The organism is Polaromonas sp. P5_D5 (assembly GCF_054049435.1).
In genome coordinates, this window is the sequence record NZ_JBFUMJ010000001.1 from 761,788 (window position 1) to 788,102 (window position 26,315).

Here is a 26,315-nt window from a genome sequence, read left to right on the forward strand (position 1 = left end):
TAGCAATTGCTCTGCTAGTATCGTCCGACACTTTTCTTTGGCCAATGCTTGCTTTTATTCTGCGCCGCCTGATCCAGGCCGTGATCGTGATGGTCGTGGTCGCCTTGATTGCCTTCATGCTCTTTCAGTATGTCGGTGACCCGGTGGTGTTCCTTCTGGGACAGGACGCCACACCGGCGCAGATCAGGCAACTGCGTACCGACCTCGGGCTGGACCGGCCTTTTATCGTCCAGTTCTGGCATTTCCTGGTCAACGCCGCGCAGGGCGAATTCGGCTTGAGCCTGCGACAGGGCGCCAAGGTGTCGCGCCTGATTTCCGAACGCTTCCCCGCCACGCTGGAGCTGGCGCTGGTGGCGGCCGTTTTGGCCTTGCTCATCGGTATCCCGATGGGCGTGTATTCGGCGCTGCGCCGCGGCTCGTTCCTGAGCCAGGTGTTCATGACGGTGTCGCTGCTGGGTGTTTCACTGCCCACTTTCCTGATCGGCATCCTGCTGATCCTGGTGTTCGCCGTGGGCCTGGGGTGGTTCCCGAGCTTTGGCCGTGGCGAGACGGTGCAGATCGGCTGGTGGAGCACAGGCCTCTTCAAGGCCGACGGCTGGCACCACATCGTCCTGCCGGCCGTGACGCTGGCCGTCTTTCAGCTCACGTTGATCATGCGGTTGGTGCGCGCCGAAATGCTGGAGGTATTGCGCACCGACTACATCAAGTTCGCACGGGCCCGCGGCCTGCCCGACCGGGCCATCCATTTCGGCCATGCCTTGCGCAACACGCTGGTGCCGGTAATGACCATTACCGGGCTGCAACTGGGCGGACTGATCGCCTTTGCCATCATCACCGAAACCGTGTTTCAGTGGCCGGGCATGGGCCTGCTGTTCATTCAGGCAGTGACCTTTGCCGACATCCCCGTCATGGCCGCTTACCTGTGCCTGATTGCGCTGATTTTTGTGGCCATCAACCTGGTCGTCGACCTGCTGTATTTCGCAGTGGACCCGCGGCTTCGCGTCGGCAATGCCACAGGCCACTGATGGCGCAGGCCGCGCCCCTTTCTTTCATTTTTTACACCCGCAAGTCCTCATCCCTTTCACAAGGAGTTCCTGATGAAATTCAAGTCCAATCTGCTTTCAGCCGCTGTGCTGTGCGGCCTCACGGCCACAAGTTTTATCGCTTCGGCGCAAACCCTGCGAGTCGCCAACCAGGGCGATTCATTGTCGATGGATCCGCATTCGCTGAACGAGTCACTGCAGCTCAGCGTGACGGGCAACGCGTATGAAGGCCTGGTCATCCGCAACAAGGACCTGAGCCTGGCGCCTGGCCTGGCGACCTCGTGGAAACAGACGTCACCTTCCGTATGGCGCTTCGAACTGCGCAAGGGCGTGCAGTTTCACGACGGCACGCCGTTCACCGCCGATGACGTGGTGTTCAGCTTTAACCGGACCCAGGCCGACGGCTCGGACATGAAGAGCTACACCAACGACTTCAAGGAAGTGCGCAAGATCAACGACCATGTGGTCGAGATCGAAACCAAAACACCCTTTCCCATCTTGCCCGACGTGATCACGCTGGTTTACATCATGAGCAAGAAATGGTGCGAAACCAACCAGGCGACCAAGCCGGTGGACCGCCGTAAAGGCATTGAAAACGCCGCGTCCTTCCGTGCCAACGGCACCGGCCCTTACCGGGTACGGGAGCGTCAACCCAATGTGCGCACCACCTTTGTCCGCAACGGCACCTACTGGGGCAAGATTGAAGGCAACGTTCAGGAGGTGGTCTTCACCCCCATCGGCAACGACGCCACGCGCGTGGCAGCCTTGCTGTCCGGTGAAGTCGACGTGATGGAGCCCGTGCCGGTGCAGGATATTGACCGTGTCAACAGCAACGCCGCAACCCGTGTTCTGGCCGGACCAGAGCTGCGCACCATTTTCCTGGGCATGGACCAAAAGCGCGACGAACTCCTGTATTCCAGCGTGAAGGGCAAAAACCCGTTCAAGGACAAGCGCGTGCGCCAGGCCTTCTATCAGGCCATCGACATCGAAGGCATCAAGAAAACCGTGATGCGCGGCGGCTCCAACCCGACAGCGCTGCTGATCGGCCCCGGTATCAACGGCTTCCAGGCCGACCAGAACAAGCGCTTGCCCTACGACCCTGAAGCCGCCAAAAAGCTGATGGCAGATGCCGGCTATGCGAGCGGCTTTGAAGTGTCCATGAACTGCCCGAACGACCGTTATGTGAACGACAGCCGGATTTGCCAGGCTGTGGCAGCCAATCTTTCACGCATCAACGTCAAGATCAACCTCCAGGCTGAAACCAAAGGCACCTATTTCCCCAAGATTTTGCGTCGCGACACCAGCTTTTACATGCTGGGCTGGACACCCGGCACCTATGACGCCCACAACGCCATGAATGCCCTGGTCGCCTGTGTCGACGACAAGGGCGCCGGCCAGTTCAATCTGGGCGCATATTGCAATCCGAAGTTTGACGAGCTGACCAGGAAGGTTCAATCCGAAACCGACAAGACCAAACGCAATGCGATGATCAAGGAAGCGTTCGACATCCACGGGGCCGACATCGGCCACATACCGCTGCACCAGCAGTCGCTGGCCTGGGGCATGAACAAGAAGGTGGAACTGGTCCAGATGGCCGACAACTTCATGTTCTTCAAGTGGATAACTGTGAAGAAGTAAGCCCCCTATTGCCTTTTCGCTTCGCGTAACGGCTTCTCCCCTACAGGGGACAACAGCTGCGGCCCGGCAAAGCCGGTTCCGCGCTGTTGCTGGCACAGGTCTCGCTTTGCTCGTCTTTGGTTATATGGATTGCTCTTTCTTTTGATGACAAAAACTCTTGCGCGCTGGTTTGACAGCGATGTGGGCCACAGTTTTCGCACCTCGCCGGTTGCGATGCTTGCGGCGGCCATTGCGCTGGTCTGCGTTTTCTGTTCGGTGTTTGCCGGCTGGGTGGCCCCGCACGACCCGTTTAACCTGAGCACGCTGGAGCTCAGCGATGCGCGCCTGCCGCCGGCCTGGAGCGCCCAGGGCAGCGCCAAATACCTGCTGGGCACCGATGACCAGGGTCGCGACATTTTGTCGGCGCTGATGTATGGCGCGCGCATTTCATTGGTAGTGGGTGTGGCCTCTGTCATCCTGTCCATGCTGGCCGGCGTGTCGCTGGGCTTGCTCGCGGGCTTTCGCGGCGGCTGGATCGACGCAGCCCTGATGCGCGTATGCGATGTGATGTCGTCTTTTCCGCCCATCCTGGTCGCGCTACTGATCGCCGGTGTGGGCCGCGCGGTGTTTCCTGACGCGAGTCAGCTGCTCGCCATGGGTGTGCTGATTCTGTCTATTTCGATGGGGCAGTCGGGTTGGGTGCAATACGCGCGCACCGTGCGTGGCTCCACCATGGTGGAACGCAGCAAGGAATATGTACAGGCTGCACGCGTCACCGGTGTCTCGCCCTTGCGCATCATGCGGCGCCATGTGCTGCCCAATGTGATGGGGCCTGTACTGGTGCTTGCCACCATCCAGGTGGCGACCGCCATCATCACCGAAGCCACGCTGTCCTTCCTGGGCGTGGGCGCGCCGCCCACCTCACCCTCGCTGGGTACGCTGATCCGCGTCGGAAACGACTACCTGTTCTCGGGCGAGTGGTGGATCACCGTGTTCCCGGGCCTGATGCTGGTGTTGATTGCGCTGAGCGTGAACCTGCTGGGTGACTGGTTGCGTGATGCCCTCAATCCCCGTCTGAGGTAGGCCAAAAAATGAATGCCCCCACGCTTGTCACTACGTGTACTACGCTGCCCCCCGAGGGAGCGCATTTTTCCTTGGGGCGGCCCGGCGGAAAAACCTTACTCATCGCTCACTTCGTGAGCTGAACCGTCAATGAGCCTTCTGCAAATCAAGAATCTTGTGGTCGAGTTTCCCGGCCGGCGTGGCACGCTGCGTGCGCTGGACGACATCACATTTGACATCGCACCCGGAGAAATCCTTGGCGTGGTCGGTGAATCGGGCGCGGGCAAGTCGCTGACCGGCGCAGCCATCATCGGCCTGCTGGAGCCGCCCGGGCGCGTGGCGGGCGGCCAGATCCTGCTCGAGGGCGAACGCATCGACAACCTGCCCCATGAGCGCATGCGCCACATCCGGGGGAGAAAGATAGGCGCGATCTTCCAGGATCCGCTGACCTCGCTGAATCCGCTCTACACCATAGGCCGGCAATTGGTGGAAACCATCCAGGCTCATTTGCCTGTCAGCACGCAGGAAGCCCGGGCGCGCGCCATCGAACTGCTGGACGACACCGGCATTCCCGCCGCCGCACAGCGCATAGACCACTACCCGCATCAGTTCTCGGGCGGTATGCGCCAGCGCGTGGTAATCGCCCTGGCGCTGGCGGCCGAGCCCAAGCTCATCGTGGCCGACGAACCGACCACCGCGCTTGACGTATCGATCCAGGCACAAATCATCACCCTGCTCAAAAACATCTGCCGGCAGCGCGGTGCCGCCGTCATGCTGATCACCCACGACATGGGCGTGATCGCCGAAACCTGCGACCGTGTGGCCGTGATGTACGCCGGGCGGATCGCCGAGCTCGGACCGGTGCATCAGGTGATCAACCATCCATCACACCCCTATACCGCGGGCCTGATGGCAGCCATTCCCGACATCACAGTGGAACGCGAACGCCTCTACCAGATCGACGGCGCCATGCCTCGCCTGAACGCCATTCCCCAGGGCTGTGCCTTCAACCCGCGCTGCCCCAAAGCGTTCGACCGCTGCCGTCAGGAACGGCCCGACCTGATGCCAGCCGGTGCTACGTGGGCGGCCTGCTGGCTGCATGACACGCACGAAGGGGTGGCGGCATGAGCGACATTTTGAGCACGTCCCAAGTCAGCGCGGGAGAATTTTCCGCCGGGCCGCCCCAAGGAAAATCGGCCCCCTCGGGGGGCAGCGAAGTACGCGAAGCGACAAGCGTGGGGGCGTTAGTCCAAGCCCACGACCTTGCGAAAACCTTCGATGTGTCGCCACCCTGGCTGAACCGGGTGCTCGAACGCAAGCCCAGGCTGCTGCTAAAGGCCGTCGACGGCGTGAGCTTCGACATCGAGAGAGGCAAGACGCTGGCACTGGTCGGCGAATCGGGCTGCGGCAAAAGCACCGTAGCCCGCCTGCTGGTGGGTCTCTATGAGCCGACGCGCGGTGGATTGACCTTTGACGGCCAGGATGCGCATTCCGCTTTCAAGACACCCCAGGGCCGGCAATTGCGCAGGCGCATCCAGATGATTTTTCAGGACCCCTATGCCAGCCTGAACCCGCGCTGGACTGTGGAAGACATCATCGCCGAACCATTGCACGAGCACGGCATCCTGAGTGACAGTGCAGCACTCAAGGAACGGGTGGACGAGCTGCTGAGGTCGGTGGGTCTGTCTGCGCTGGACATGCCCAAGTATCCGCATCAATTCTCGGGCGGGCAGCGCCAGCGCATCTCGATCGCGCGCGCGCTGGCCACGGAGCCCGAGTTCCTGGTCTGCGACGAGCCGACCTCTGCGCTGGACGTGAGCGTGCAGGCACAGGTGCTTAACATCATGAAAGACCTGCAGCGAAAGCGCGGCCTGACTTACCTCTTCATCTCGCACAACCTCGCAGTGGTGCGCCACGTGAGCGACCAGGTCGGTGTGATGTACCTGGGCCGCCTGGTCGAGATGGCCGACAAGCACAGCCTGTTCGACAGGCCGCGCCATCCCTACACACGCATGCTGCTGGATGCCATCCCCAAGATGCATGACACCGGCCGGGCCCGCACGCCGGTATCGGGCGAAGTGCCCAATCCGCTGAACCCGCCCGCCGGCTGCACCTTCCACCCGCGCTGCCCGCATGCCAACGAGCGTTGCCGCAGCGAACGGCCGGAGTTTCTGCAGCTCGAAGGCGTTCGTGTGGCCTGCCATGCGGTTGAAGAGGGCCGAATTTAGGGAACAAATACCAGGAACCCAGGCACGGCCATGCAAAGCGGAACCGGCTTGGTTAATATGTACTCTCAGGGGACACTGCCATGAAAATCATTGAATCCATCCTGGCCGGGGCGGCCGACATCGCTGCCGTGCGCCGCGACATCCACGCCCATCCCGAACTGTGCTTCCAGGAAGTACGCACCGCCGACGTGGTCGCGCAAAAGCTCGAATCTTGGGGCATCCCGATTCACCGCGGCATGGGCACCACCGGCGTGGTGGGTATCGTGCACGGCCACGACGGCGGCGCTTGTGGCCGGGCCGTGGGGCTGCGCGCCGACATGGACGCGCTGCCCATGCAGGAGTTCAACAAATTCCCCCATGCCAGCACGCGGCAGGGCAAGATGCACGCCTGTGGCCATGATGGCCACACCGCGATGCTGCTGGCCGCGGCACGCCACCTCTCGCAGAACCGAGACTTTGACGGCACGGTCTACCTGATCTTCCAGCCGGCCGAGGAAGGCGGCGGCGGCGCACGCGAGATGATCAAGGACGGCCTCTTTGAAAAATTCCCCGTCGAAGCGGTCTTTGGCATGCACAACTGGCCGGGCGCGCCTGTCGGCACTTTCGCGGTCAGCGCGGGTCCAGTGATGGCATCAAGCAACGAGTTCAAGATCACTATACGCGGCAAGGGCTGCCACGCCGCGATGCCGCACTTCGGCATCGACCCTGTGCCTGTCGCCTGCCAGATGGTGCAGGGCTTCCAGACCATCATCAGCCGCAACAAAAAACCGGTTGATGCGGGCGTCATCTCGGTGACCATGATTCACGCCGGAGAAGCGACCAACGTGGTGCCGGACTTCTGCGAGTTGCAGGGCACAGTGCGCACGTTCAGCATTGAGGTGCTGGACATGATTGAAAAGCGCATGAAGGAAGTGGCCGAACACACCTGTGCCGCGTTTGAAGCACGCTGCGAATTCGAGTTCACGCGCAACTACCCGCCCACGGTCAACAGCGCCGCCGAGGCCGACTTCGCACGCCGGGTGATGAGCGACATCGTGGGGCCGGCCAACGTGCTGCCGCAGGAGCCCACCATGGGCGCCGAAGACTTCGCCTACATGCTGCAAGCCAAGCCAGGCGCCTACTGTTTCATTTCCAACGGTGACGGCGCGCACCGCGACATGGGCCACGGCGAAGGGCCCTGCACGCTGCACAACCCGAGCTACGACTTCAACGACGACCTGATCCCCCTGGGCGGCACCTACTGGGTCCAGCTGGCTACGCGCTGGCTGGGTACGGTTCCTGAGGCGCGCCCCTGACAACGCCAACAACACCATGAACACACACGCGGCTTTTTCAGCCAGTTATGCGGCTGCGCGCGCCAAATTCCTCGAGGCGGCTCGCGCCGCCGGCATGGCGCTTCGCGCCTATGAACACCCGCTGAAGGGCCGCGACGGCGAAACCCTCGCGATGGACGTGGCCCTGGACGGCTCGCCTGACGCAAACAAGCTCTTTATCGTCAGCAGCGCTTGCCACGGCGTGGAAGGCTACTGCGGCTCGGGTGTGCAGGTGTGCGCCGCACAGGACGCCGAATGGCGCGCCAAGGCCCGCGCGGGCGGTGTGGCGGTGCTCTACATTCACGCGATCAATCCCCACGGCTTTTCCCATGCACGGCGCACCACGCACGAAAACGTGGACTTGAACCGCAACTTCCATGACTTCGGCCAGCCCTTGCCTGTGAATGAGGCTTACCGCGAGCTCCACGATTTGCTGCTACCCGCGCAGTGGCCCCCTACAAGCGAAAACCAGGCCGCCATTGCGGCCTATATTGACACCCGTGGCGTGGCACGCTACCAGGCGGCCGTGTCGCAAGGCCAGCATGAATACGCCGATGGCATGTTTTTCGGCGGGACGGAGCCCACGTGGAGCAATCGCACCTTGCGCGAAGTGCTGCAAACCTTCGGGCAACGGGCTAAACGCATCGCCTGGATGGACCTGCACACGGGGCTGGGCCCCAGCGGGATTGGTGAGCGCATTTTTGCCTGCGACAACGATCCCATAGCCCTGGCACGTGCGCGCGCCTGGTGGGACGGCGGCGGCGCCACCCCCGTCACCTCGTTCTACGACGGCTCCTCCAGCTCGGCGCACCTGACGGGTTTGATGTGGGCGTCGGTTCCCGACGAATGCCCGCAGGCCGAATACACCGGCATGGCCATGGAATACGGTACGGTGCCCATTCTGGACGTCATTGCCGCCCTGCGCGCCGACCACTGGCTGCACAAGCATCCTGAGATGCCCGCGGAGCAACAGGCGACGATCAAGCGGCAGATGATGAACGCGTTTTATGTCGACACGGACGAATGGCGCTCACAAATCGTGGCTCAGGCGCGCCAGGCCATGTTCCAGACCGTGGGCGGACTGAACACCCCCTGAACCAGGGCAGCATAATGACTCGGGTGCAGCCATTGCAGCAGCCCTCTTTTCAACCCGAGCACGAAAGCCGCGCCATGCCGTCCGACGCCGACCTGCAACTCCAGCTCAAGCAGCTGCAACAGCAATACCAGGCGTTAGAGGCCGAATACCGGAATCTGCAGCTTGAAAAGCAGAAGCAGGAGACATCCGCCAACCTGTGGCTGGAACAGCGAACCCGCGAACTTCAGGCCGAAGCACTGGAGCAAAAAAAAGCCGAAGCCCTGCAACGGGTTTTTTACCGCATTGCCGAGCGTGCAGCAGCAGATCTCTCTTTCTACGATTTCCTGCAGTCGGTTCACGGCTTGCTGGGAGAGCTGCTGTATGCCAAAAATTGCTATGTGTGCCTGTACGACGCGCAGAAACACCGAAAGGATTTTCCCTACTACGTGGACGAGCGCGATGGCGATGCGCTGCAACTGAGCAATGTGCCGTATCGCAGGGGTCTGACCGAATTCGTCCTGAGTACCGGCAAGCCGCAAATTATTGACGCCATGCGCCTCAAGGTACTGGAAGCCGCCGGTGATGTGACGGAAGGCAGTGGCGACATGACTTTCAGTTCCTGGCTGGGCGTGCCCATGCACATACGCGGCACCATAGGCGGCGTGCTCGCGGTGCAGGGATATGAGCCGGGCGTGGCCTACAGCGACACCGATGCCGACATCCTGTCCTTTGTCGCCAACCACGTCAGCAGTGCGATTGAACGCTATCAGGCGCTGGATGAATTGCGTAAATCGGAAGAGCGCTACCGCACGGTGATTGAAAACGTCGGTGTCGGCGTGGTGGTGGTGCAGGACGGCCGCATGGTATTTGCCAACCCCAGCCTGGAGCGCATCGTGGGCCACCCGCGGGAGTACCTGCTGTCCCAGCCCTACACCGCGACCGTCCACCCCGACGACCTGCCGGTGATGCGCGAGCGCCACGAGCGTCGCCTGCGGGGCGACGAAGTCGACTCGATGTACGGTTTTCGCGTGATCACCCAGGCCGGCGAAGTTCGTTCGCTGGAGCTCTCCGCCGTGCAGATCGAATGGGGCAAACGCGAGGCGACCCTGATCTTCGTGGTAGATGCGACGGCCCGCTTGCAGGCCGAACTGACGCAGCGCCAGACCCTGCAGCGGCAAACCGAGCTCAATGACATGAAGTCGCGCTTCATCTCGGTGGCGTCGCATGAATTCCGCACGCCGCTGGCCTTTATCCTGTCGTCCGCCGAACTCCTCAAGCACTACGGCGACCGCCTGCCCGAACTCGAAAAAGCCGACGTCATCGCCACCATAGAAACCGGCGTACAACGCATGACCCAGATGCTGGACCGCGTGCTGCTGCTGGGCAAGGTGGAGGCCCAAATGCTGGCGTTCCAGCCGGCAGAGATCAATCTGCAACTGCTTTGCCAGAACCTGGTGGAAGATGCGCGCATCCAGTATTCAGAGGCGGGCTGTGAACTGGCCCTGGAATTCGGGGCCCGGCCGGACATCGGGCTTTTTGATGAAAAGCTGCTGCGCCATATCTTCGGCAACCTTCTGTCCAACGCCATCAAGTATTCGCCGCAAGGCGGAAAAGTCTCTTTTCGCGTGTTTCCGTCGGAGGGACGTGTGGCCTTTGAGGTGGCGGACCAAGGCATAGGCATTCCGGCCGAAGAGCTTCCCCACCTCTTCGAGTGGTTCCACCGGGCCAGCAACGTCGGCGAAATCCAGGGCACGGGCCTGGGGCTGGCCATCGTCAAAAATTCGGTCGACCTGCACGGCGGCCACATAAGCGTAACCAGCGTCGTGGGCCAGGGTACGCGCTTTACCGTCACGATTTGAGGCGCGGAACCGGGCCAAACCAGCCCGCGCACCGGGCAGATTGGGGAAACCGGGGTAAGGCTATAAGATGGATACCAGCCCGGCACTGCGACAGAGCCTGCCGGGTGGTTCAGGGAAATCAGCTCCGCCCACGATGAAATGCGGGGCCTTCAATGCGAAAGAAAAATGGCGCGCATTCTGGTGATTGAAGATGAATCCCATATCCGGGACAACCTGCTGCGCTTTGTCCGGCTGGAGGGCCACGAAGGCCTGGCAGCGGCAGACGGCCATGCCGGCCTGCAAGTGGCCAGGGAGCAGCAGCCGGACCTGATTTTTTGCGACGTGATGATGCCGCTGATGAACGGCATGGAAGTTCTGGCCGCGCTGCAATCGGAACCCGCCCTCAAGCAGGTGCCCTTTGTGTTCTTGTCGGCCAGTGCGGAGTCAGAGCGGCTGGAGGAAGCCTTGCGCCTGGGTGCCAGCGGCTACGTGACCAAGCCCTTTAACTTCGCGCAACTGCACGCGGTGCTCAAGCAGCATCTGCCCAGGTAGAGCTGGCGCCCGTGGCGCTAAAGGCCCAGTGCCTTCCAGCCCGTGTGGCCCAGCTCTTCGAGTGTCGCGATGTTCTGCTCAAAGATGGCCTCAGCCTCGGGAAACGCCTCCACGGCCCGTGCCACGCTTTCCTCGCGCAGCAAATGCAGGATGGCAAAGGGCGCGCGGTTCGTGTAGTTGCCAATGTCGCCGGGCTCGGTGCCATCGAACTGGAACTGCGGGTGAAAGCTGGCCAGCTGGATCACGCCTTCGAGGCCATGCTCATCCACCACGCCTTCGGCGATTTCCAGGAAATCGTTGAAGTCCAGGAAGTCGTCAAACAGCGTGGGGTGGATCAGCAATGTGGTGTCGACCTCTTCGGCCGGCGTCGCCGCCAGCAGATCCAGTTCGCGATCCAGTTCCTCGAGCAGGCCGTCCGCATGTTTCGCATGGCTTACCACCAGGCGAACCTGGTTCTTGACGTAGACCGCCTTGGCGAACGGGCACAGGTTGAGCCCGATCACGGCTTTTTCAAGCCAGTGACGGGTTTGGGTCAGGACTTCATCGTCGGTCATCGCTATCTCCAAGGGGCCTCACGCAAAGGCCGTGGGGGCTCCGATTCAATCAAGCCAGGGCCGCAGGACTGGCTTTGCCAGACCGCAGGCGCAGCGGCCCCCTCGGGGGGCAGCGCATTACACGAAGTGAAAAGCGTGGGGGCTCAATGCAGTGCCTTGAACCGCACACGCTTCGGTTTGGCGCCCTCTTCACCCAAGCGCTTCTTCTTGTCGGCTTCGTACTCCTGGTAGTTGCCGTTGAAGAAGGTCCACTGGCTGTCGCCTTCGGCGGCCAGGATGTGGGTGGCGATGCGGTCCAGGAACCAGCGGTCATGGCTGATCACCAGCACGGAGCCGGCGAATTCCAGCAACGCGTCTTCGAGCGCGCGCAGGGTTTCCACGTCCAAATCGTTCGAGGGTTCATCAAGCATCAGCACGTTGCCGCCCGCGATCAGGGTCTTGGCCAGGTGCAGGCGCCCGCGCTCTCCGCCCGACAGCATGCCGACGCGTTTTTGCTGGTCGGCACCGTTGAAGTTGAAGCGGCCTGCATAGGCGCGACTGGGCATGGTGAACTTGCCGACGGTCAGCATGTCCAGGCCGCCCGAAATGTCTTCCCAGACAGTTTTTTCATTGGCCAAATCATCGCGGTGCTGGTCGACGAAAGCCATGCGCGCGGTCTTGCCGATGGCGACTTCACCGCTGTCGGGCGTTTCCTTGCCGGCGATCAGCTTGAACAACGTGGACTTGCCTGCGCCGTTGGGGCCGATGATGCCGACGATGGCGCCTGCGGGCACCTGGAAGCTGAGGTTGTCGATCAGCAGGCGGTCGCCGAAGGATTTGCTGACATTCTTGAATTCGATGACTTCATTGCCCAGGCGCTCGGCCACAGGGATGAAGATTTCCTGGGTTTCGTTGCGCTGCTGGTATTCGAAGTCGGAGAGTTCCTCAAAACGGGCCAGGCGCGACTTGCTCTTGGCCTGGCGCGCCTTGGGGTTCTGGCGTGACCATTCGAGTTCCTTCTTCAGGGCCTTGGCCCGGGCTTCCTCACCCTTTTGCTCCTGTGCCAGGCGCTCGCCCTTCTGGTCCAGCCAGCTGCTGTAGTTGCCCTTCCAGGGGATTCCGTGGCCGCGGTCCAGCTCCAGGATCCACTCGGCGGCGTTGTCCAGGAAGTAGCGGTCGTGGGTAATGGCCACCACAGTGCCTGAAAAGCGCTGCAGGAACTGCTCCAGCCAGTCCACCGATTCGGCGTCCAGGTGATTGGTGGGTTCGTCAAGCAGCAGCATGTCGGGCCGGGACAGCAGCAGGCTGCACAGGGCCACGCGGCGTTTTTCGCCGCCCGAGAGCACGCCGATCTTGGCGTCCCAGGGCGGCAGGCGCAGCGCGTCGGCGGCGATTTCAAGCTGGTGCTCGGAATCGGTGCCGGCAGTGGCGATGATGGCTTCCAGGCGGGCCTGCTCGGCGGCCAGCGCATCGAAGTCGGCATCAGGCTCCCCGTAGGCGGTGTACACAGCTTCGAGCTGGGCCTTGGCGGCGAATACCGCGCCCATACCGGCTTCCACGCTTTCGCGCACCGTGTGCTCGGGGTCCAGCTTGGGTTCCTGCGGCAGGTAGCCGATGTTCAGCCCCGGCATGGGAGTGGCTTCGCCCTCGATTTCCGTGTCCAGGCCGGCCATGATCTTGAGCAGCGTGGACTTGCCGGAACCGTTGGTGCCCAGCACGCCGATCTTGGCGCCCGGGAAGAAACTGAGCGACACCTCTTTAAGGATATGGCGCTTGGGCGGCACGATTTTGCCGACCTTGTTCATAGTAAATACGTACTGAGCCATCAGGATTAACTTTGGTAAAAATGAAAAACAATGCAGGAAAACGGGCTGCTTGCCGCCTGTACATGCTATTTCTACAGGCTGTCAGCAGGCTTTCTTGCGGGCTGGAACGACACGCCGCGCCTGGGCGCAAACGCCTTTTGGCAAAGCGTGTTTTATGCGTGAATGCCTCCATTATCGTTGCTGTGCGACAATACAGGCGTTGCTGGCTCCAGTTGCCTTCAACATTTGGGCACATCCGGGTACCGCTTCAAGTGGCTGCTTACGATGTAAAACGTAATGTTTAGGGCCCACTTTCTGACCCCATCTGCCTTTGACTGGCGGGTTTGCCTTTCAACAAGGCGCCCAACAGGCCGATCTAAAGCGCCACACAGGCGCAACATCATGACATTTGAAGAATTGAATCTGGCTCCGGCCATTCTGAAGGCCGTGCTCGAGCAGGGCTACGACACCCCCACCCCCATCCAGGCCCAGGCGATCCCCGCCGTGCTCAAGGGCGTCGACCTGCTGGGCGGCGCCCAGACCGGCACCGGCAAGACCGCTGCCTTTACGCTGCCCTTGCTGCAGCGCTTGTCCACCGAAGCGCGCCTGACCAACCGCCGCGGCGTCAACGCCGTACGCGCCCTGATCATGACCCCCACCCGCGAACTCGCGGCCCAGGTCGAAGAAAGCGTCCGCACCTACGGAAAATACACCGACCTCACCTCCATGGTGATGTTCGGCGGCGTCGGCATGGGCGCCCAGATTGAAAAACTGCGCCGCGGCGTCGATATCCTGGTCGCCACTCCCGGCCGCCTGCTGGACCATGCGAGCCAGGGCACGCTGGACCTGAGCCAGGTACAGATCCTGGTGCTCGACGAAGCCGACCGCATGCTGGACATGGGCTTTATCCACGACATCAAAAAAGTGTTGGCCCTGGTGCCCAAGCAGAAACAATCGCTGTTGTTCAGCGCGACCTTCAGCGACGAAATCCGTGAACTGGCCAACGGCCTGCTGAAGAACCCCGAATCCATCCAGGTCACGCCGCGCAACACCACGGTGCAGCGCATCACGCAGACCATCCATCCCGTCGGGCGAGCCAAGAAAAAAGCGCTGCTTACCCACATCATCAACGAGCACAACTGGAGCCAGGTGCTGGTGTTCACCCGCACCAAGTTTGGCGCCAACAACGTGGCCGAGCACTTGACCAAAAACGGCATCCCCGCGATGGCGCTGCACGGCAACAAGAGCCAGACCGCCCGCACCCAGGCCCTGGCCGATTTCAAGAGCGGAACGATTCGCGCCTTGGTGGCCACTGACATCGCCGCCCGCGGCATTGACATCGACGAGCTGCCGCACGTCGTGAACTACGAAATCCCGAATGTCAGCGAAGACTACGTGCACCGCATCGGCCGTACTGGCCGCGCCGGCAACAGCGGCGAAGCCGTCAGCCTGGTCTGCCTGGATGAAGAAGGCTTCATGCAGGACATCGAGCGCTTCACCAAGCAGAACATCGAAAAAGTCATCGTCCCCGGCTTTGAAGCGGAACCCGGTGAACGCGCCGAGCCGCTGGCCATGGGTCGCCAGACCATTTGGGGCGGCTTGGGCAAGCCGCCTAGCCGCGACGTGATGCAGGCTGCCGCCAAAGCAGCCCGTACTGAAATGATGCAGCGCATCCGCGATACCAAGGGGGCACAGCCCGCGCGCGGCGCAGGCGGTGGCAACGGGGGCGGCAACGGCGGCGCCCGTGGACGCGGCCCCGCCGGCGGTGGCAATGGCGGAGGAAATGGCGGCGGCCGCGGCCCGCGCACCCCCAACCCCGGCCAGCCGCGCCAGGCTTCCGGTTATTCGCAGAACGGTCAGCCGCCACGGCAGGCCCAGGCGCCGCGCCATCGCGACGACCAGCAGCCGCGCGCGCCCCGCAACGAGTCAAGGGAGCCACGCAATGACTTCGACAACCAGCAACCTGCCAGCCACGCCTCCTCCGGCTTCCCATCCTCCGGCCAGCCCACAGGCGGCAACCGCGGCAACTACCGGGGCGGCAACCGCTCCGGCGGTGGCGGCGGTTCGGGTGGCGCTGGTGGCCGGGGCAACGGGCCTCGTCGGCCAGGCGGTCCTGGCTCGTTTACTGGCCGATAAGCGCTATTCGGCGGTTCACTGTGTAGGCCGCCGTGCGCCTGCGCAGCACGACGCACGGCTGGCCGTGCACCTGACCGATTCATTCGCGGACTTCACGGCGCCGCCAGTCGATGATGTCTTCATTGCACTGGGCACCACGATCAAAACGGCCGGCAGCCAGGCAGCTTTCAGGGCCGTGGATTTCGACGCCGTGCTGGCCGTAGCCCGCGCTGGCCGAATTGCCGGCGCTACACGGCTGGGTGTGGTCAGTGCCATGGGCGCTGATTCGCACTCCGCCCTCTTCTACACGCGCGTTAAAGGCGAAGCGGAAGAAGCACTCGCACTACTGGGCTTTTCCACTCTGGTGGTGGTGCGGCCCTCATTCCTGGCGGGTGAGCGCGAGTCTTTGGGCCAGGCGCCGCGCGCCGGTGAAAAAATCGCACTCGGCCTGAGCCGGCTCCTAAGCAGGGTGATCCCTGCCAACTACCAGTCCGTTTCAGCGGAAAGCGTCGCACGTACGCTGGTTGAAGAAGTGGCCGTTCGCCGGGGCCAACACGTGGTGCTGTCGGGCGAGATGCAGCAACGCTAGGGTCTGTTCAGGCAGCTTTCAGTTGCTTGGCCGGGTCGCTCAGCTTGGGCAAACGGCGCCGCGAGCCGAGCACCAGTTCGATATCCTCGCGCGCACCGTCAATCAACACCAGAATCGCTTTTTCAGCTTTTGCCGGGTTGCGTGCAATCACGGCGTCCAGCACGGCACGATGCAGCGGGAGTGAAAGCTTGGGCCCGTCCTTGCGGCTCGTGGAAATCTCAAAGCTGGTACGCAGCAGCGCACTCAAGGCTTTGCTCATCTGGACGAGCATGCGGTTATGGGCGGCCCGCAGTAGTCCCTGATGAAAGCGCAGATCATAGGTGACATAGTCGCCGCCGCCTTCAATGGCACGCTTCATGCCTGCATAGGCATCCTCGATTTCAGCGACTTCTGCGGCTGTTGCCCGCTCGGCTGCCATGCGTACGGCAGCAGGCTCCACCAGGCGCCGCAACTCAAGCAGGTCACGCAAAAATTCGGGTGTGATGCCGGCCTTGGCCTTCCAGGCGATGACGTCGGGATCGAACCAATTCCAGTGCTCCTCGGTCAGCACGCGGGTACCCACTTTGGGCCCGGTGGTGACAAGGCCCTTGGCGATCAGCGACTTGACCGCTTCGCGCACCACCGTGCGGCTCACGCCAAGCTCTTCACAAAGAATAGGCTCCGGTGGCATAGACATGCCTGCGGCATAACGCCCCGCGACAATGGCTTCCCCGATGTGGTCAACCGTGTTGCCGTGGACGTTTTTCATGGTGGCCATGGTGTTGCCTTAACCCCGCACAAACAGCGTGACCAGCGGGTCCGGCCCGACCTGGCGACTCCAGTGGCCGTGCAGGGCCGGGTCAAAGGTGGCGCCGGTCGGCAACACGTCGGCCGAGTAGAAATGCTGGCCCGGCTTGAAGATGCGGGAAACGCCGCCCTGCAGGCCGATTTCCATCTCGCCACCCAGGATGAACACCCACTGCGGGTTCGGCGTGCAATGGAACTGGCTGCGAAACCCCGGCGGGCTGTGGCGCAACTGGTAACCGCCCGAAGCAAACAACGTGGACAGCATGGCCTGCGGCGAGCCTTCGCCAAGCGGGATCGTCTCATCCCGGAATTTGGCCCGACCGTCGGTATCGGTGTAAAGAATGACTTTGGGGAAAACGGTCACAAGGGACTCCGGTGAATGGATGTGAAAAGCAGGCGCCTCATGAAGTTTCGCCGCCGAAGGCGATTTGCACTTTCATGGATTGGCGCTTGTCGCCGGCGAGTGTAAAGGCATGCGTGGCCTGGTCGAAGGCGACGATGTCAGTGATGACGGGCCGCCCGTCGATGAGCCGCTGATTCAGGAAGGCCACCGCCACGGCGAATTCAGGATGGAAGCGGAAGGTGCCGCGCAACTCCAGCTCCTTGGCGACAAGGGTGTTGAGCGGCAGGGAGATATTGCCACCCAGACCCACCGTCACGATGACGCCGCGCGGCGCCACCACATCCAGGCCGGCGACCAGGGCTTTCTCATTGCCCGAGGCCTCGAACATCACATCGAACTGCCCCTTGCCGGCGGCGAAGGCCGCCAGGGCGTCGGGTTCCTGGGCCAGGTTGATGGTCTGGTCAGCGCCCATTTTTTTGGCACAGGCAAGGGGAAGCTCGGCAATGTCGGCTGCGACGATGCGGGCCGCGCCCGCGCGGCGCAGGCCGGCGATCAGCAAGGCGCCTATGGGTCCGCAGCCGGTGACCAGCACCTGCTTGCCGAACACCGAGCCGGCCCTCGAAATGGCGTGCAAGCCCACCGACAGGGGCTCGGCCAGCGCGGCCTCGGACAAGGGAAGGTCATCAGCCACCGGATGCGCCTGGGCGGCCTCTATGACCAGGGTTTCGCGGAAAGCGCCCTGGATGTGCGGAAAGCGCATTGCGCTGCCGTAAAAGCGCATGTCCATGCAATGGTTGTGCAGGCCTTGCTGGCAGAAGCGGCAAACACCGCAAGGCCGGGACGGTGAAATTGCGATGCGCTGGCCGGCGCGCAGGCCGTTGACCTCGCTGCCCACGGCCTCGACCACGCCCGATACCTCATGGCCCAGCACCATGGGCTCCTTGATACGCACCGTGCCGAAGCCGCCGTGCTGGAAGTAGTGCAGGTCGGAGCCGCAGATGCCGCCGAACGCCACCCGTACCCGCAACTGCTTCGGACCCAGGTGTTCGGTATCCAGCGCGTCAAGACGCAGGTCTAGGGGTGCATGACAGACAAGTCCACGCATGATGTTTCTCCCTGGTTGGGCGGGCAGGCGGCGGCTTCACAGCGTCGCCGTCACCCCGCCGTCGACATACAAAACATGGCCATTGACAAAGCTGGAGGCATCGCTGGCCAGGAACACGGCCGCGCCGGCCAGTTCCGCCACTTCTCCCCAACGCCTGCTGGGCGTTCGCGCGGTAAGCCAGGCGCTGAACTGCTCGTCGGCCACCAGCTTTTCCGTCAATTCGGTCTTGAAGTAGCCGGGGCCCAAGCCATTGACCTGGATGCCATAGGGCCCCCAGTCAATCGCCATGCCTTTGGTCAGCATCTTGACCGCACCCTTGCTGGCCATATAGGGCGCGATGTTGGGCCGCCCGAGCTCGCTCTGCACCGAACAGATATTGATGATCTTGCCGCTGCGGCGCTCAATCATTTTTCGGGCTACAGCCTGCCCGACAAAAAAAACACTGTCGACGTTGGTGCGCATCAACTCATGCCAATCTTCAGCCGGAAAATCCTGCAGGGCCATGCGTCGCTGCATGCCGGCGTTGTTCACCAGAATATGGACAGGGCCTATTGACGATTCAATGTCATCTACTGCGGCCTGCGCGGCCGATGCCTGGGTCACGTCAAATACGCGCGTGTGGATAATCAATCCTTCGCTTCGCAGCGTGTTTGCAGCTCGCTCCAGCTTGAGGCCGTCGCGGCCGTTAAGCACCACGGCGGCGCCGGCCTGACCCAAACCACGTGCCAGCGCAAAACCAATGCCGCCGGAAGACCCCGTCACCAGCGCCAGTCGACCATCAAGACTGAACATGCCTGCAGCCATTGCGCCTCAATCCAGACGGGCACCGCTAGCGTCGTCAAAGACATGGCTCTTGCCGTTCGCGATTTCGAGATGAACGATATCGTCTGGCCGCACCGCTGTTCGGCCATGCATCACCAATATGACGTTGGCGCCACCGACATTGAGCAAAAGTTCAGTTTCAGCACCGGTAGGCTCCACCACAATCACCTTTGCAGGAATGCCCTGCCCGCTTGTCGACAACGAGATGTCACCGGGCCGTACACCATAGTGCACCGGCTGGCCGTCGCGCGCCTGCGAAATCGTGCCAATGGGCCACTGGTGTCCCTGCGCCTCCACCCAGGCTTGTCCGCCCGATTGGCGCAAAACGCCCTTGAACACATTCATGGACGGGGAACCAATAAATTGCGCAACGAACAAATTACCGGGGCGGTCGAACAGCTCGAGCGGCGTGCCGATTTGCTCGATGATGCCGTCATGCATCACCACGATGCGGTCGGCCATGGTCATGGCCTCGATCTGGTCGTGCGTGACGTAAACCGTAGTGGTCTTCAGACGCTGGTGCAGGGCCTTGATCTCGGCACGCATGGCCACACGCAGCTTGGCATCCAGGTTAGAAAGCGGCTCATCGAACAGGAAGACCTTGGGGTCGCGCACGATGGCCCGGCCCATGGCCACGCGCTGGCGCTGCCCGCCCGACAGTTCGCGCGGGAAGCGATCCAGCAGCGGGTCCAGGTTCAGGATACGGGCGGCGTCACCGACGCGCTTGTTGGTGAGTTCGGCATCAGCCTTGCGCAGCTTCAGACTGAAAGCCATGTTGTCGCGCACCGTCATGTGCGGGTACAGGGCGTAGCTCTGGAACACCATGGCGATATCGCGATCCTTGGAATCCAGCTCGTTGATGACCTTGCCGTCAATCGACATTTCACCGCCGCTGATTTCCTCGAGCCCGGCCAGCATGCGCAGCAGCGTGGACTTGCCGCAGCCCGACGGACCCACCAGTACGACGAATTCGCCGTCGGAGATGTCGAAGCTGATGCCGTGAATGATCTTGACCTTGCCGAAGGCCTTCTCGATATTGCGAAACGATACAGATGCCATGAGATTCCCGTTATTTCCTGATAAAGACCGAGTCCCAGCCAGCGCCGGGCCGCCCCAAGCCGGCTACGACCCCCGAGGGGCTGGAGCCCGCGGCTCCAAGCCTGCCTGCGCAGGCTTGGACGGGCGACAGAGGCGAAGCGTCCCGCGAGCCGCGGCCTGCAAGGCCTCGCGCAGTACACAAAGTGACAAGCGTGGGGGTCATGTTTAGCTTTTCACGGCGCCGGCCGTCAGGCCGGACACCATGTAGCGCTTGAATGTGTAATAGATAGCCGCCGGAGGCAGCGCGTAAATCAGGCCGGTGGCCATCAGCAGTTCCCAGGGCGAATCGTCGGCCGCCAGGAAATTGCCCAACGCCACCGCCAGCGTCACGCTGGTGTCCCTGGACAGCAGCAGGAAGGCGTAGAGATACTCGTTCCAGGCCAGCAGCAGCGCATAGGTGCCAACCGCCACCAGCGACGGCACCATGAGTGGCAGGTAAACCAGCCGAAACAACTGCATCGCCGTAGCGCCGTCCATCTTGGCCGCTTCGTCAAGTTCGTAAGGCAGTTTGTCGGAGGCCTGCTTGAGCACCCAGATGCAATACGGCGAGGCGATGGTCACCATGGCCAGAATCAGCGACCACTGGTGGTTGAGCATGCCGTAGTTACCCATGGTCTTGTACATGGGAACGGCCAGGAAAGCGGCGGGAATGAAGTAGGTGAAGAGCGCCATGTTCATCACCGTGCGGCCTCCGCGCACTTTGAGGCGGCTGATGGCAAAGGCTGCGGTGGTGGAAACCACCAGCGTCAACACGCCCACAGACAGCGCGATCACCAGCGAGTTGCCCAGTTGCACCCAGAAGTGGTCGAGGTAGAAATGCTTTTGCCAGAACACCGTCTCGAAATTGCTCAATGTGGGATTTTTAGGCCAGAGCCGCCCCGTCGTGGCTTCGTTTCTTGGCGAAATTGCAAACAGCACCATGTGGTAGATCGGAATCAGCGTCCACAGCAGCACCGGGATACCGATCAACAGCAGTCTGGCCTCGCGACTCACCTTGCGAAGTGTGATGCGGCTCATTTGGACAACCTTTTCATCATGAAATACACCAGCGGCAAGACGAGGGGAAGGGCCACGACAATGGACGCCAGCGACAGATCCACCTGGTCCAGGCGCAAATAGCGGATGCCGAGCGTAGCCAGCACATGGGTCAGATCGGCGGGCCCGCCGCCCGTGAGCAGGTAAACGCTGTTGAAGTCGCCCAGCGTCCAGATCATCGACAGGATGGTCGACGTCAGGTAGAGCGAGCGCATCGACGGCCAGGTGATGAACCGGAACTTCTGCCAGATGGTGGCACCGTCTACCGACGCTGCTTCATACTGCTCGGCCGGGATGGCCATACGGCCGGCAAGCAGAATCAGTGTCCAGAACGGCAACGACTTCCAGATGTGGGCCAGCATCGAAAAACACAGCGCCAGCGTCGGATCATTAAGCCAGTTGGGCCCGTCAACGCCGGTCATCTTGTAAATGAGCGTATTGATGACACCCCACTCAGGGTTGAGCATGAAGCGCATGGACAGAATGGTCGGAATCGACGGCACCGCCCAAGGCAGGATAAATACGACCGACAAGCCCTTGACCCACCAGCGCGTGTTCAGGAAAAAACCCGACAGGAATAACGCGACCACCATCTTGACGTTGACCGCCACGACGATAAACACCACGGTATTGACCAGCGAGCGGAAGAATATCGGGTCGGCAAAAAGCCGGACATAACTCTCGGGATGGCGTGCGAGCCACAAGCCATACCCTACCGGGTAAATAACGAAAACCAGAAATATCAGCAGATAGGGAATAACAAGAACCAGCCCCCACTTCTCCCATGAAGTCATGGCTCCGCGCTCTGCGCGCAAAGAGGGGCCGGCCTGGTCGATGATTGCAGTGCTCATGCTTTTGGTACGCGCGCCACCCGTCTGGGCGATCCAGTCCGGGCAGCGCGGCTTTCTTCAGTCAACGAAAGGTCAGTTGGCCACGGTTTTGATGCGGGCAATCATTTCATCAACAGCCTTGTCCACCGGCACTTTTTCATTGATGACGCGGTTGGCCGCCTTGGCCCAGACGTTCTCATTGTTCAGGATGGTGAACTTGTAGTTCTTGGTGAATTCAAAATTGACCGTGCCGTTCATGAACTGGTTGTAGACCGACTGGCGGTGCGCGTCAGCCTTCCAGAACGGACGCTGCTGCGCAGTCTTGGTCACAGGGAACCAGCGGCCCAGCGAGCCCTCCACGTAAGGCGTCAGGTTTTCCTCTTGCATCAGGAAGGACACGAACTCCTTGGCGCGGGCCTTGTTCTTGGCCTGGTTGAACACCACACCCACCTTGACGGCGGCGCGGTAAACCATCTTGCTGCCGTCGGGCTTGTTTGGGAAGCCAGCCGTGCGGATGCGCTCGGTGTAGTTCTTCTTCGCGGTCTCGCGCTCTTCGGGCTTGAGCGACGCGTTGTTCATGTCGTCCAGCCATTTCGCGGCGATCGAGATCGTGGCGTTGTGGGTCAGGATGGTGGTCTTATTGTGGAAAGCGACATTGTTGTCCGGGTCTTTCCAGCTGGTGGACGACGGTGGCGTGCAGCCCTTGGCGTACGGCTGCGTGTAGTCAGTCAACGCACTGATCAGGCCGGCACGGACTTTCGGGTCATCAACCAGCAACTTGCCGCTGTCGCTGACCAGACTCACGTTGTAGGCGTCCATGAAAGTCAGGAACGAATAAAAGGAATCGCTCGAATCCACGCCCAGCGGTTGGCCGATACCAAAGGTGCGATTGCCGCTCTTCTGGCGATAAGCCGGCTGCACCTTGTCGCACCAGAATGACCAGTAGTCCTTCCAGCCGGTAGGAATGTCGGACTCCTTGAAGCCGGCTTCATTGAGCATGTCCACCCAGTACTCGATGTGCATGGTCTGCTGCTTCATCGGAAAGGCGTAATAGGCCCGGTTCTTGGCGACGTCGTTATAGAGAAAGGCGGTTTCAACCGTGTTGGGCGCAAAACGCGCACGCATGGGGTTGATCACGCTGCTGATGTCTTCGAGCTTGCCGTCAAAGGCCCACTTGCCTGCAACCTGGAAGTCATAGACGTCGGCATAAGCCACATCGGGCGGACTGCCGGAGTCAAGGGCCGCGACGGTTTTCGGGATCATGTCCTGCACCGGGTACTGCGACAGCTCGATCTTGACGCCTTTGTGCTTGTCTTCGTACTTCTTGATGGCAGCGAAAAGTGCGTCATCTTCGGCCTTGTAAAAGCCCTTGACCCACCAGACGGTGAGCTTTTCCTGGGCCACAGCCTGCCCGGCTGTCACCAGGCCTGCCGCGACCATCGCGGTGGCAAGGATTGTCTTGAGTCTCATTTGGCTTGTCTCCTCTGCGGGTTAATTGTTTAGCTGGCAAAACGGCGCCTGCGTTCCTTGACGCATTGTTATCATATGATGTTTAACCGAAGTGTTTTCTATGGAAAACCCGAAGCACCAAGGCTCGTTGGCACCCCTTTCAATGCCATTCCGGTACAGGGGTGAGGAGGGGTTGCCCTTCAAAGTGCGCCTGCAGATTGCTGACCGCCAGATTGGCCATCGCGTGGCGCGTCTGCACAGTGGCACTGGCCATGTGCGGGGTCAGCACAACATTGTCCATGGACCACAACGCCTCCAGGGGATGCGGCTCCTGCTCGAATACATCGAGGCCCGCGCCGGCGATGACGCCATTCTTTAATGCACCCACGAGAGCGGCCTCATCCACAACAGACCCACGCGCCACATTGATCAAATAACCCGCAGGGCCCAGCGCTTTCAGTACATCTGCATTGATCAGATGGCGGGTGCCGACTCCGCCCGGCGTAATGACCACCAGGAAGTCCACCGCGGCAGCCAGTGCCTGTGCCGTCGGGTAAAAGCTGTAAGCAAGTTCAGGCTTGGCGCTGCGGCCGGTGTAGGCAATCGACATGCCAAAGGCTTCAGCCCGGCTGGCGATAGCCTGACCTATCCGCCCCAACCCGACAATTCCCAGGCGAGCACCCGAGACTTTGCGTGCAAGCGGCATGGGTCCTTCTTTCGCCCAGCGCCCGGCCCGCACATAACGGTCGGCCAGCGGTATGCGCCGTGCCACGGACAGCATGAGACCCAGGGCCAGGTCGGCGACCTCGTCATTCAGTACCCCAGGGGTGTGCGTCACCGGGATACGGCGTTCCAGTGCGCTGGTGACGTCGACGCCGTCATAACCCACACCCATGATGGAAATGATCTCGAGTGCGGGCAACTGGTCCATCAATGCGCGCGGCACCCTGGATTCGCCGCCACCGGCAACGCCGCGTATGAGGGATGCAACTTTGGCAAAGGCCGCCGGGTCGCTTTCATGCAGCCTGTCGTGCACCTCAAAGGACGCCTGAAGCGGCTCCATCAGAAAGGGCGGGAGCTTGGCAACAGCAAGGATATGCGGACGGACGGAAGGGCCGGATGGCGGGGCAGACAAGGGGCGAACTCCTGCGGTCATGGTTTTCACTAAGATTTAGAATCAATGGTATGACGATAATATGTTTGAAAATTAAGGACTTTCCCGAATGAGCGATTCAGCCAAGAAAAAATTGCCCCACGAACTCCGCAGCCAGCAATGGTTCGGCAGGCAAGACCGCGACGGTTTTGCTTACCGCAGCTGGGTCAAGGGCAAGGGCGTGCCACATGACCAGTTTGACGGCCGTCCGGTCATCGGCATCTGCAACACCTTCAGCGAACTGACTCCCTGCAACTCGCATTTCCGCACCATTGCAGAGCAGGTCAAGATCGGTGTCTATGAGGCAGGCGGCTTTCCGCTCGAGTTTCCGGTGATGTCGCTGGGCGAGACGCTGTTGCGCCCCACCGCCATGCTCTACCGCAACCTGGCCAGCATGGACGTGGAAGAAAGCATTCGCGGCAATCCGATCGACGGCGTCGTGCTGCTGATGGGTTGCGACAAGACCACTCCCTCACTGGTCATGGGAGCATCCAGCGTCGACCTGCCTACGGTGGGTGTCAGCGGTGGGCCCATGCTCAGTGGCAAATGGCGTGGTCAGGAGTTGGGCTCCGGCACCGGCGTCTGGAGCATGAGCGAGCAGGTAAGGGCCGGTACGCTCAAACTTGCCGAGTTTTTTGAGGCCGAAAGCTGCATGCACCGCAGCCACGGCCACTGCATGACCATGGGCACGGCATCAACGATGGCCAGCATGGTCGAGGCGCTGGGCATAGGCCTGCCCGGCAACGCCGCATACCCGGCGGTGGATGGCAGGCGCAATGTACTGGCCCGCATGGCCGGGCGCCGTGCCGTCGAAATGGTGCACGAAGACCTCACGCTGTCGAAAATCCTCACGCGCGAAGCGTTTGAAAACGCCATCAAGACACTGGCCGCGATCGGTGGATCGACCAACGCCGTCATTCACCTGATCGCCATCGCCGGGCGAATCGGCGTGAAGCTGACGGTCGATGACTTTGACCGCCTGGCCAGCGAACTGCCCTGCCTGGTCAACCTGCAGCCCTCCGGCAAATACCTGATGGAAGACTTCTGTTACGCCGGCGGCCTGCCTGTCGTGATGAAGGAAATCGCGCAGCACCTGCACACCAGCGCCATCACGGCCAACGGCAAAACCATCGGCGAGAACATTGCTGATGCGGAAAACTACAACACCGATGTCATCATGCCGCTCTCCACGCCCTTCAAGGACAAGGCCGGCATCGCCGTGCTGCGCGGCAACCTGTCGCCGCGCGGCGCGGTCATCAAGCCCAGCGCGGCCACGCCTGCACTCATGGTGCACAAGGGCCGTGCCGTGGTGTTCGAAACCATTGAAGATTTCCACGCACGCATCGACGATGAAAACCTGGACATCGACGAGAACTGCGTGATGGTGCTGAAAAACTGCGGGCCCAAGGGCTACCCCGGCATGGCTGAAGTCGGCAACATGCCGCTGCCGCCCAAGGTGCTGCGCAAAGGCATCACCGACATGGTCCGCATCAGCGACGCCCGCATGAGCGGAACAGCGTATGGCACCGTGATATTGCACACAGCCCCTGAAGCCGCAGCAGGCGGACCGCTGGCCCTGGTGCAAAACGGCGACATCATCGAACTCGATGTGCCCAACCGCAGGCTGCACCTGCATGTCAGCGACGAAGAGCTTGCCAGGCGCATGACCACTTGGAAAGCACCCGAGCCACCGCTGTCTTCGGGGTACTGGAAGCTGTACATCGACCACGTGCTACAGGCCGACGAAGGTGTGGACCTGGATTTTCTGGTGGGCAAGCGTGGCTCTTTCGTGCCGCGCGACAATCACTGAGAATCAGCAGACGCTGCTTGTACGGCCATCCCTTTCGGGGTACAGCGCGGGTACGGCGCCGCGACCGGGCCGCGGGTAACATGGGGGCTTAAAACGCGGGTATTTTCTTCTGGA

The 26,315-nt window shown here is 61.6% G+C and carries 23 protein-coding genes; 12 read left to right on the forward strand and 11 right to left on the reverse strand.

Annotated features, from left to right (window positions below; translation table 11 throughout):
• Positions 1 to 44: 44 nt before the first annotated feature.
• From ACXJKE_RS03865 to ACXJKE_RS03905, 9 genes are all read left to right on the forward strand, one after another.
• Positions 45 to 1,025, forward strand: a complete 981-nt coding sequence (locus ACXJKE_RS03865; RefSeq protein ID WP_457279243.1) for an ABC transporter permease — start codon at positions 45 to 47, stop codon at positions 1,023 to 1,025.
• A 72-nt stretch (positions 1,026 to 1,097) separates the two neighbouring features.
• Entirely contained in the window at positions 1,098 to 2,681 is a 1,584-nt protein-coding gene (locus ACXJKE_RS03870) for an ABC transporter substrate-binding protein (RefSeq protein ID WP_457279244.1), read from the forward strand.
• Positions 2,682 to 2,825: 144 nt separating this feature from the next.
• The gene (locus ACXJKE_RS03875) at positions 2,826 to 3,743 is read left to right on the forward strand and encodes an ABC transporter permease (protein ID WP_457279245.1); all 918 of its coding nucleotides are present in this window, start codon (positions 2,826 to 2,828) and stop codon (positions 3,741 to 3,743) included.
• 129 nt (positions 3,744 to 3,872) lie between these two features.
• Positions 3,873 to 4,850, forward strand: coding sequence for an ABC transporter ATP-binding protein (locus ACXJKE_RS03880; protein WP_457279246.1), 978 nt, complete (start codon positions 3,873 to 3,875; stop codon positions 4,848 to 4,850).
• Entirely contained in the window at positions 4,847 to 5,950 is a 1,104-nt protein-coding gene (locus tag ACXJKE_RS03885) for an ABC transporter ATP-binding protein (protein ID WP_457279247.1), read from the forward strand. The genes ACXJKE_RS03880 and ACXJKE_RS03885 overlap by 4 nt, the downstream gene beginning before the upstream one ends.
• Before the next feature lie 80 nt (positions 5,951 to 6,030).
• Complete coding sequence (locus tag ACXJKE_RS03890) at positions 6,031 to 7,245, forward strand: M20 aminoacylase family protein (RefSeq protein ID WP_457279248.1); 1,215 nt, start codon at positions 6,031 to 6,033, stop codon at positions 7,243 to 7,245.
• Between the two features lie 16 nt (positions 7,246 to 7,261).
• Positions 7,262 to 8,359, forward strand: coding sequence for a M14 family metallopeptidase (locus tag ACXJKE_RS03895; RefSeq protein WP_457279249.1), 1,098 nt, complete (start codon positions 7,262 to 7,264; stop codon positions 8,357 to 8,359).
• 74 nt (positions 8,360 to 8,433) lie between these two features.
• Complete coding sequence (locus ACXJKE_RS03900; RefSeq protein ID WP_457279250.1) at positions 8,434 to 10,197, forward strand: ATP-binding protein; 1,764 nt, start codon at positions 8,434 to 8,436, stop codon at positions 10,195 to 10,197.
• Between the two features lie 165 nt (positions 10,198 to 10,362).
• Positions 10,363 to 10,728: a response regulator transcription factor gene (locus tag ACXJKE_RS03905; RefSeq protein ID WP_457279251.1), complete on the forward strand. Its 366-nt coding sequence runs from the start codon at positions 10,363 to 10,365 to the stop codon at positions 10,726 to 10,728.
• A gap of 17 nt (positions 10,729 to 10,745) precedes the next feature.
• Here the strand turns inward: ACXJKE_RS03905 and ACXJKE_RS03910 are convergent, their stop codons facing one another.
• Both ACXJKE_RS03910 and ettA read right to left on the reverse strand, forming a co-directional pair.
• Positions 10,746 to 11,282: a DUF1415 domain-containing protein gene (locus ACXJKE_RS03910; protein WP_457279252.1), complete on the reverse strand. Its 537-nt coding sequence runs from the start codon at positions 11,280 to 11,282 to the stop codon at positions 10,746 to 10,748.
• A 143-nt stretch (positions 11,283 to 11,425) separates the two neighbouring features.
• Complete coding sequence (ettA, locus tag ACXJKE_RS03915; protein WP_457279253.1) at positions 11,426 to 13,087, reverse strand: energy-dependent translational throttle protein EttA; 1,662 nt, start codon at positions 13,085 to 13,087, stop codon at positions 11,426 to 11,428.
• A gap of 381 nt (positions 13,088 to 13,468) precedes the next feature.
• Between ettA and ACXJKE_RS03920 the strand changes: the two genes are divergently transcribed.
• Positions 13,469 to 15,202 carry a DEAD/DEAH box helicase gene (locus tag ACXJKE_RS03920; protein WP_457279254.1) on the forward strand — a complete coding sequence of 578 codons (1,734 nt, stop codon included), beginning with the start codon at positions 13,469 to 13,471 and terminating at the stop codon, positions 15,200 to 15,202.
• Positions 15,144 to 15,770 carry an epimerase gene (locus ACXJKE_RS03925; protein WP_457279255.1) on the forward strand — a complete coding sequence of 209 codons (627 nt, stop codon included), beginning with the start codon at positions 15,144 to 15,146 and terminating at the stop codon, positions 15,768 to 15,770. The genes ACXJKE_RS03920 and ACXJKE_RS03925 overlap by 59 nt, the downstream gene beginning before the upstream one ends.
• 7 nt (positions 15,771 to 15,777) lie before the next feature.
• Here ACXJKE_RS03925 and ACXJKE_RS03930 read toward each other — a convergent pair whose 3' ends face one another.
• From ACXJKE_RS03930 to ACXJKE_RS03970, 9 genes are all read right to left on the reverse strand, one after another.
• The gene (locus ACXJKE_RS03930; RefSeq protein ID WP_457279256.1) at positions 15,778 to 16,527 is read right to left on the reverse strand and encodes a FadR/GntR family transcriptional regulator; all 750 of its coding nucleotides are present in this window, start codon (positions 16,525 to 16,527) and stop codon (positions 15,778 to 15,780) included.
• 9 nt (positions 16,528 to 16,536) lie between these two features.
• The gene (locus tag ACXJKE_RS03935) at positions 16,537 to 16,920 is read right to left on the reverse strand and encodes a hypothetical protein (RefSeq protein WP_457279257.1); all 384 of its coding nucleotides are present in this window, start codon (positions 16,918 to 16,920) and stop codon (positions 16,537 to 16,539) included.
• A gap of 37 nt (positions 16,921 to 16,957) precedes the next feature.
• A complete protein-coding gene (locus tag ACXJKE_RS03940; RefSeq protein ID WP_457279258.1) occupies positions 16,958 to 18,004 on the reverse strand; it encodes an L-idonate 5-dehydrogenase in 1,047 nt (348 codons plus the stop codon).
• Between the two features lie 36 nt (positions 18,005 to 18,040).
• Complete coding sequence (locus ACXJKE_RS03945) at positions 18,041 to 18,796, reverse strand: SDR family oxidoreductase (protein ID WP_457279259.1); 756 nt, start codon at positions 18,794 to 18,796, stop codon at positions 18,041 to 18,043.
• Between the two features lie 18 nt (positions 18,797 to 18,814).
• Positions 18,815 to 19,885, reverse strand: coding sequence for an ABC transporter ATP-binding protein (locus tag ACXJKE_RS03950; RefSeq protein WP_457279260.1), 1,071 nt, complete (start codon positions 19,883 to 19,885; stop codon positions 18,815 to 18,817).
• Positions 19,886 to 20,089: 204 nt separating this feature from the next.
• Complete coding sequence (locus ACXJKE_RS03955; protein WP_457279261.1) at positions 20,090 to 20,941, reverse strand: carbohydrate ABC transporter permease; 852 nt, start codon at positions 20,939 to 20,941, stop codon at positions 20,090 to 20,092.
• The gene (locus tag ACXJKE_RS03960) at positions 20,938 to 21,810 is read right to left on the reverse strand and encodes a carbohydrate ABC transporter permease (RefSeq protein ID WP_457279262.1); all 873 of its coding nucleotides are present in this window, start codon (positions 21,808 to 21,810) and stop codon (positions 20,938 to 20,940) included. The genes ACXJKE_RS03955 and ACXJKE_RS03960 overlap by 4 nt, the downstream gene beginning before the upstream one ends.
• Positions 21,811 to 21,882: 72 nt before the next feature.
• On the reverse strand, positions 21,883 to 23,259 hold the full coding sequence (locus ACXJKE_RS03965) for an ABC transporter substrate-binding protein (RefSeq protein WP_457279263.1): 1,377 nt from the start codon (positions 23,257 to 23,259) through the stop codon (positions 21,883 to 21,885).
• A 139-nt stretch (positions 23,260 to 23,398) separates the two neighbouring features.
• On the reverse strand, positions 23,399 to 24,394 hold the full coding sequence (locus ACXJKE_RS03970; RefSeq protein ID WP_457279264.1) for a 2-hydroxyacid dehydrogenase: 996 nt from the start codon (positions 24,392 to 24,394) through the stop codon (positions 23,399 to 23,401).
• Positions 24,395 to 24,461: 67 nt separating this feature from the next.
• On the opposite strand from ACXJKE_RS03970, the gene ACXJKE_RS03975 reads away from it, so the two are divergent.
• The gene (locus tag ACXJKE_RS03975) at positions 24,462 to 26,201 is read left to right on the forward strand and encodes an IlvD/Edd family dehydratase (protein ID WP_457279265.1); all 1,740 of its coding nucleotides are present in this window, start codon (positions 24,462 to 24,464) and stop codon (positions 26,199 to 26,201) included.
• Positions 26,202 to 26,315: the final 114 nt, after the last annotated feature.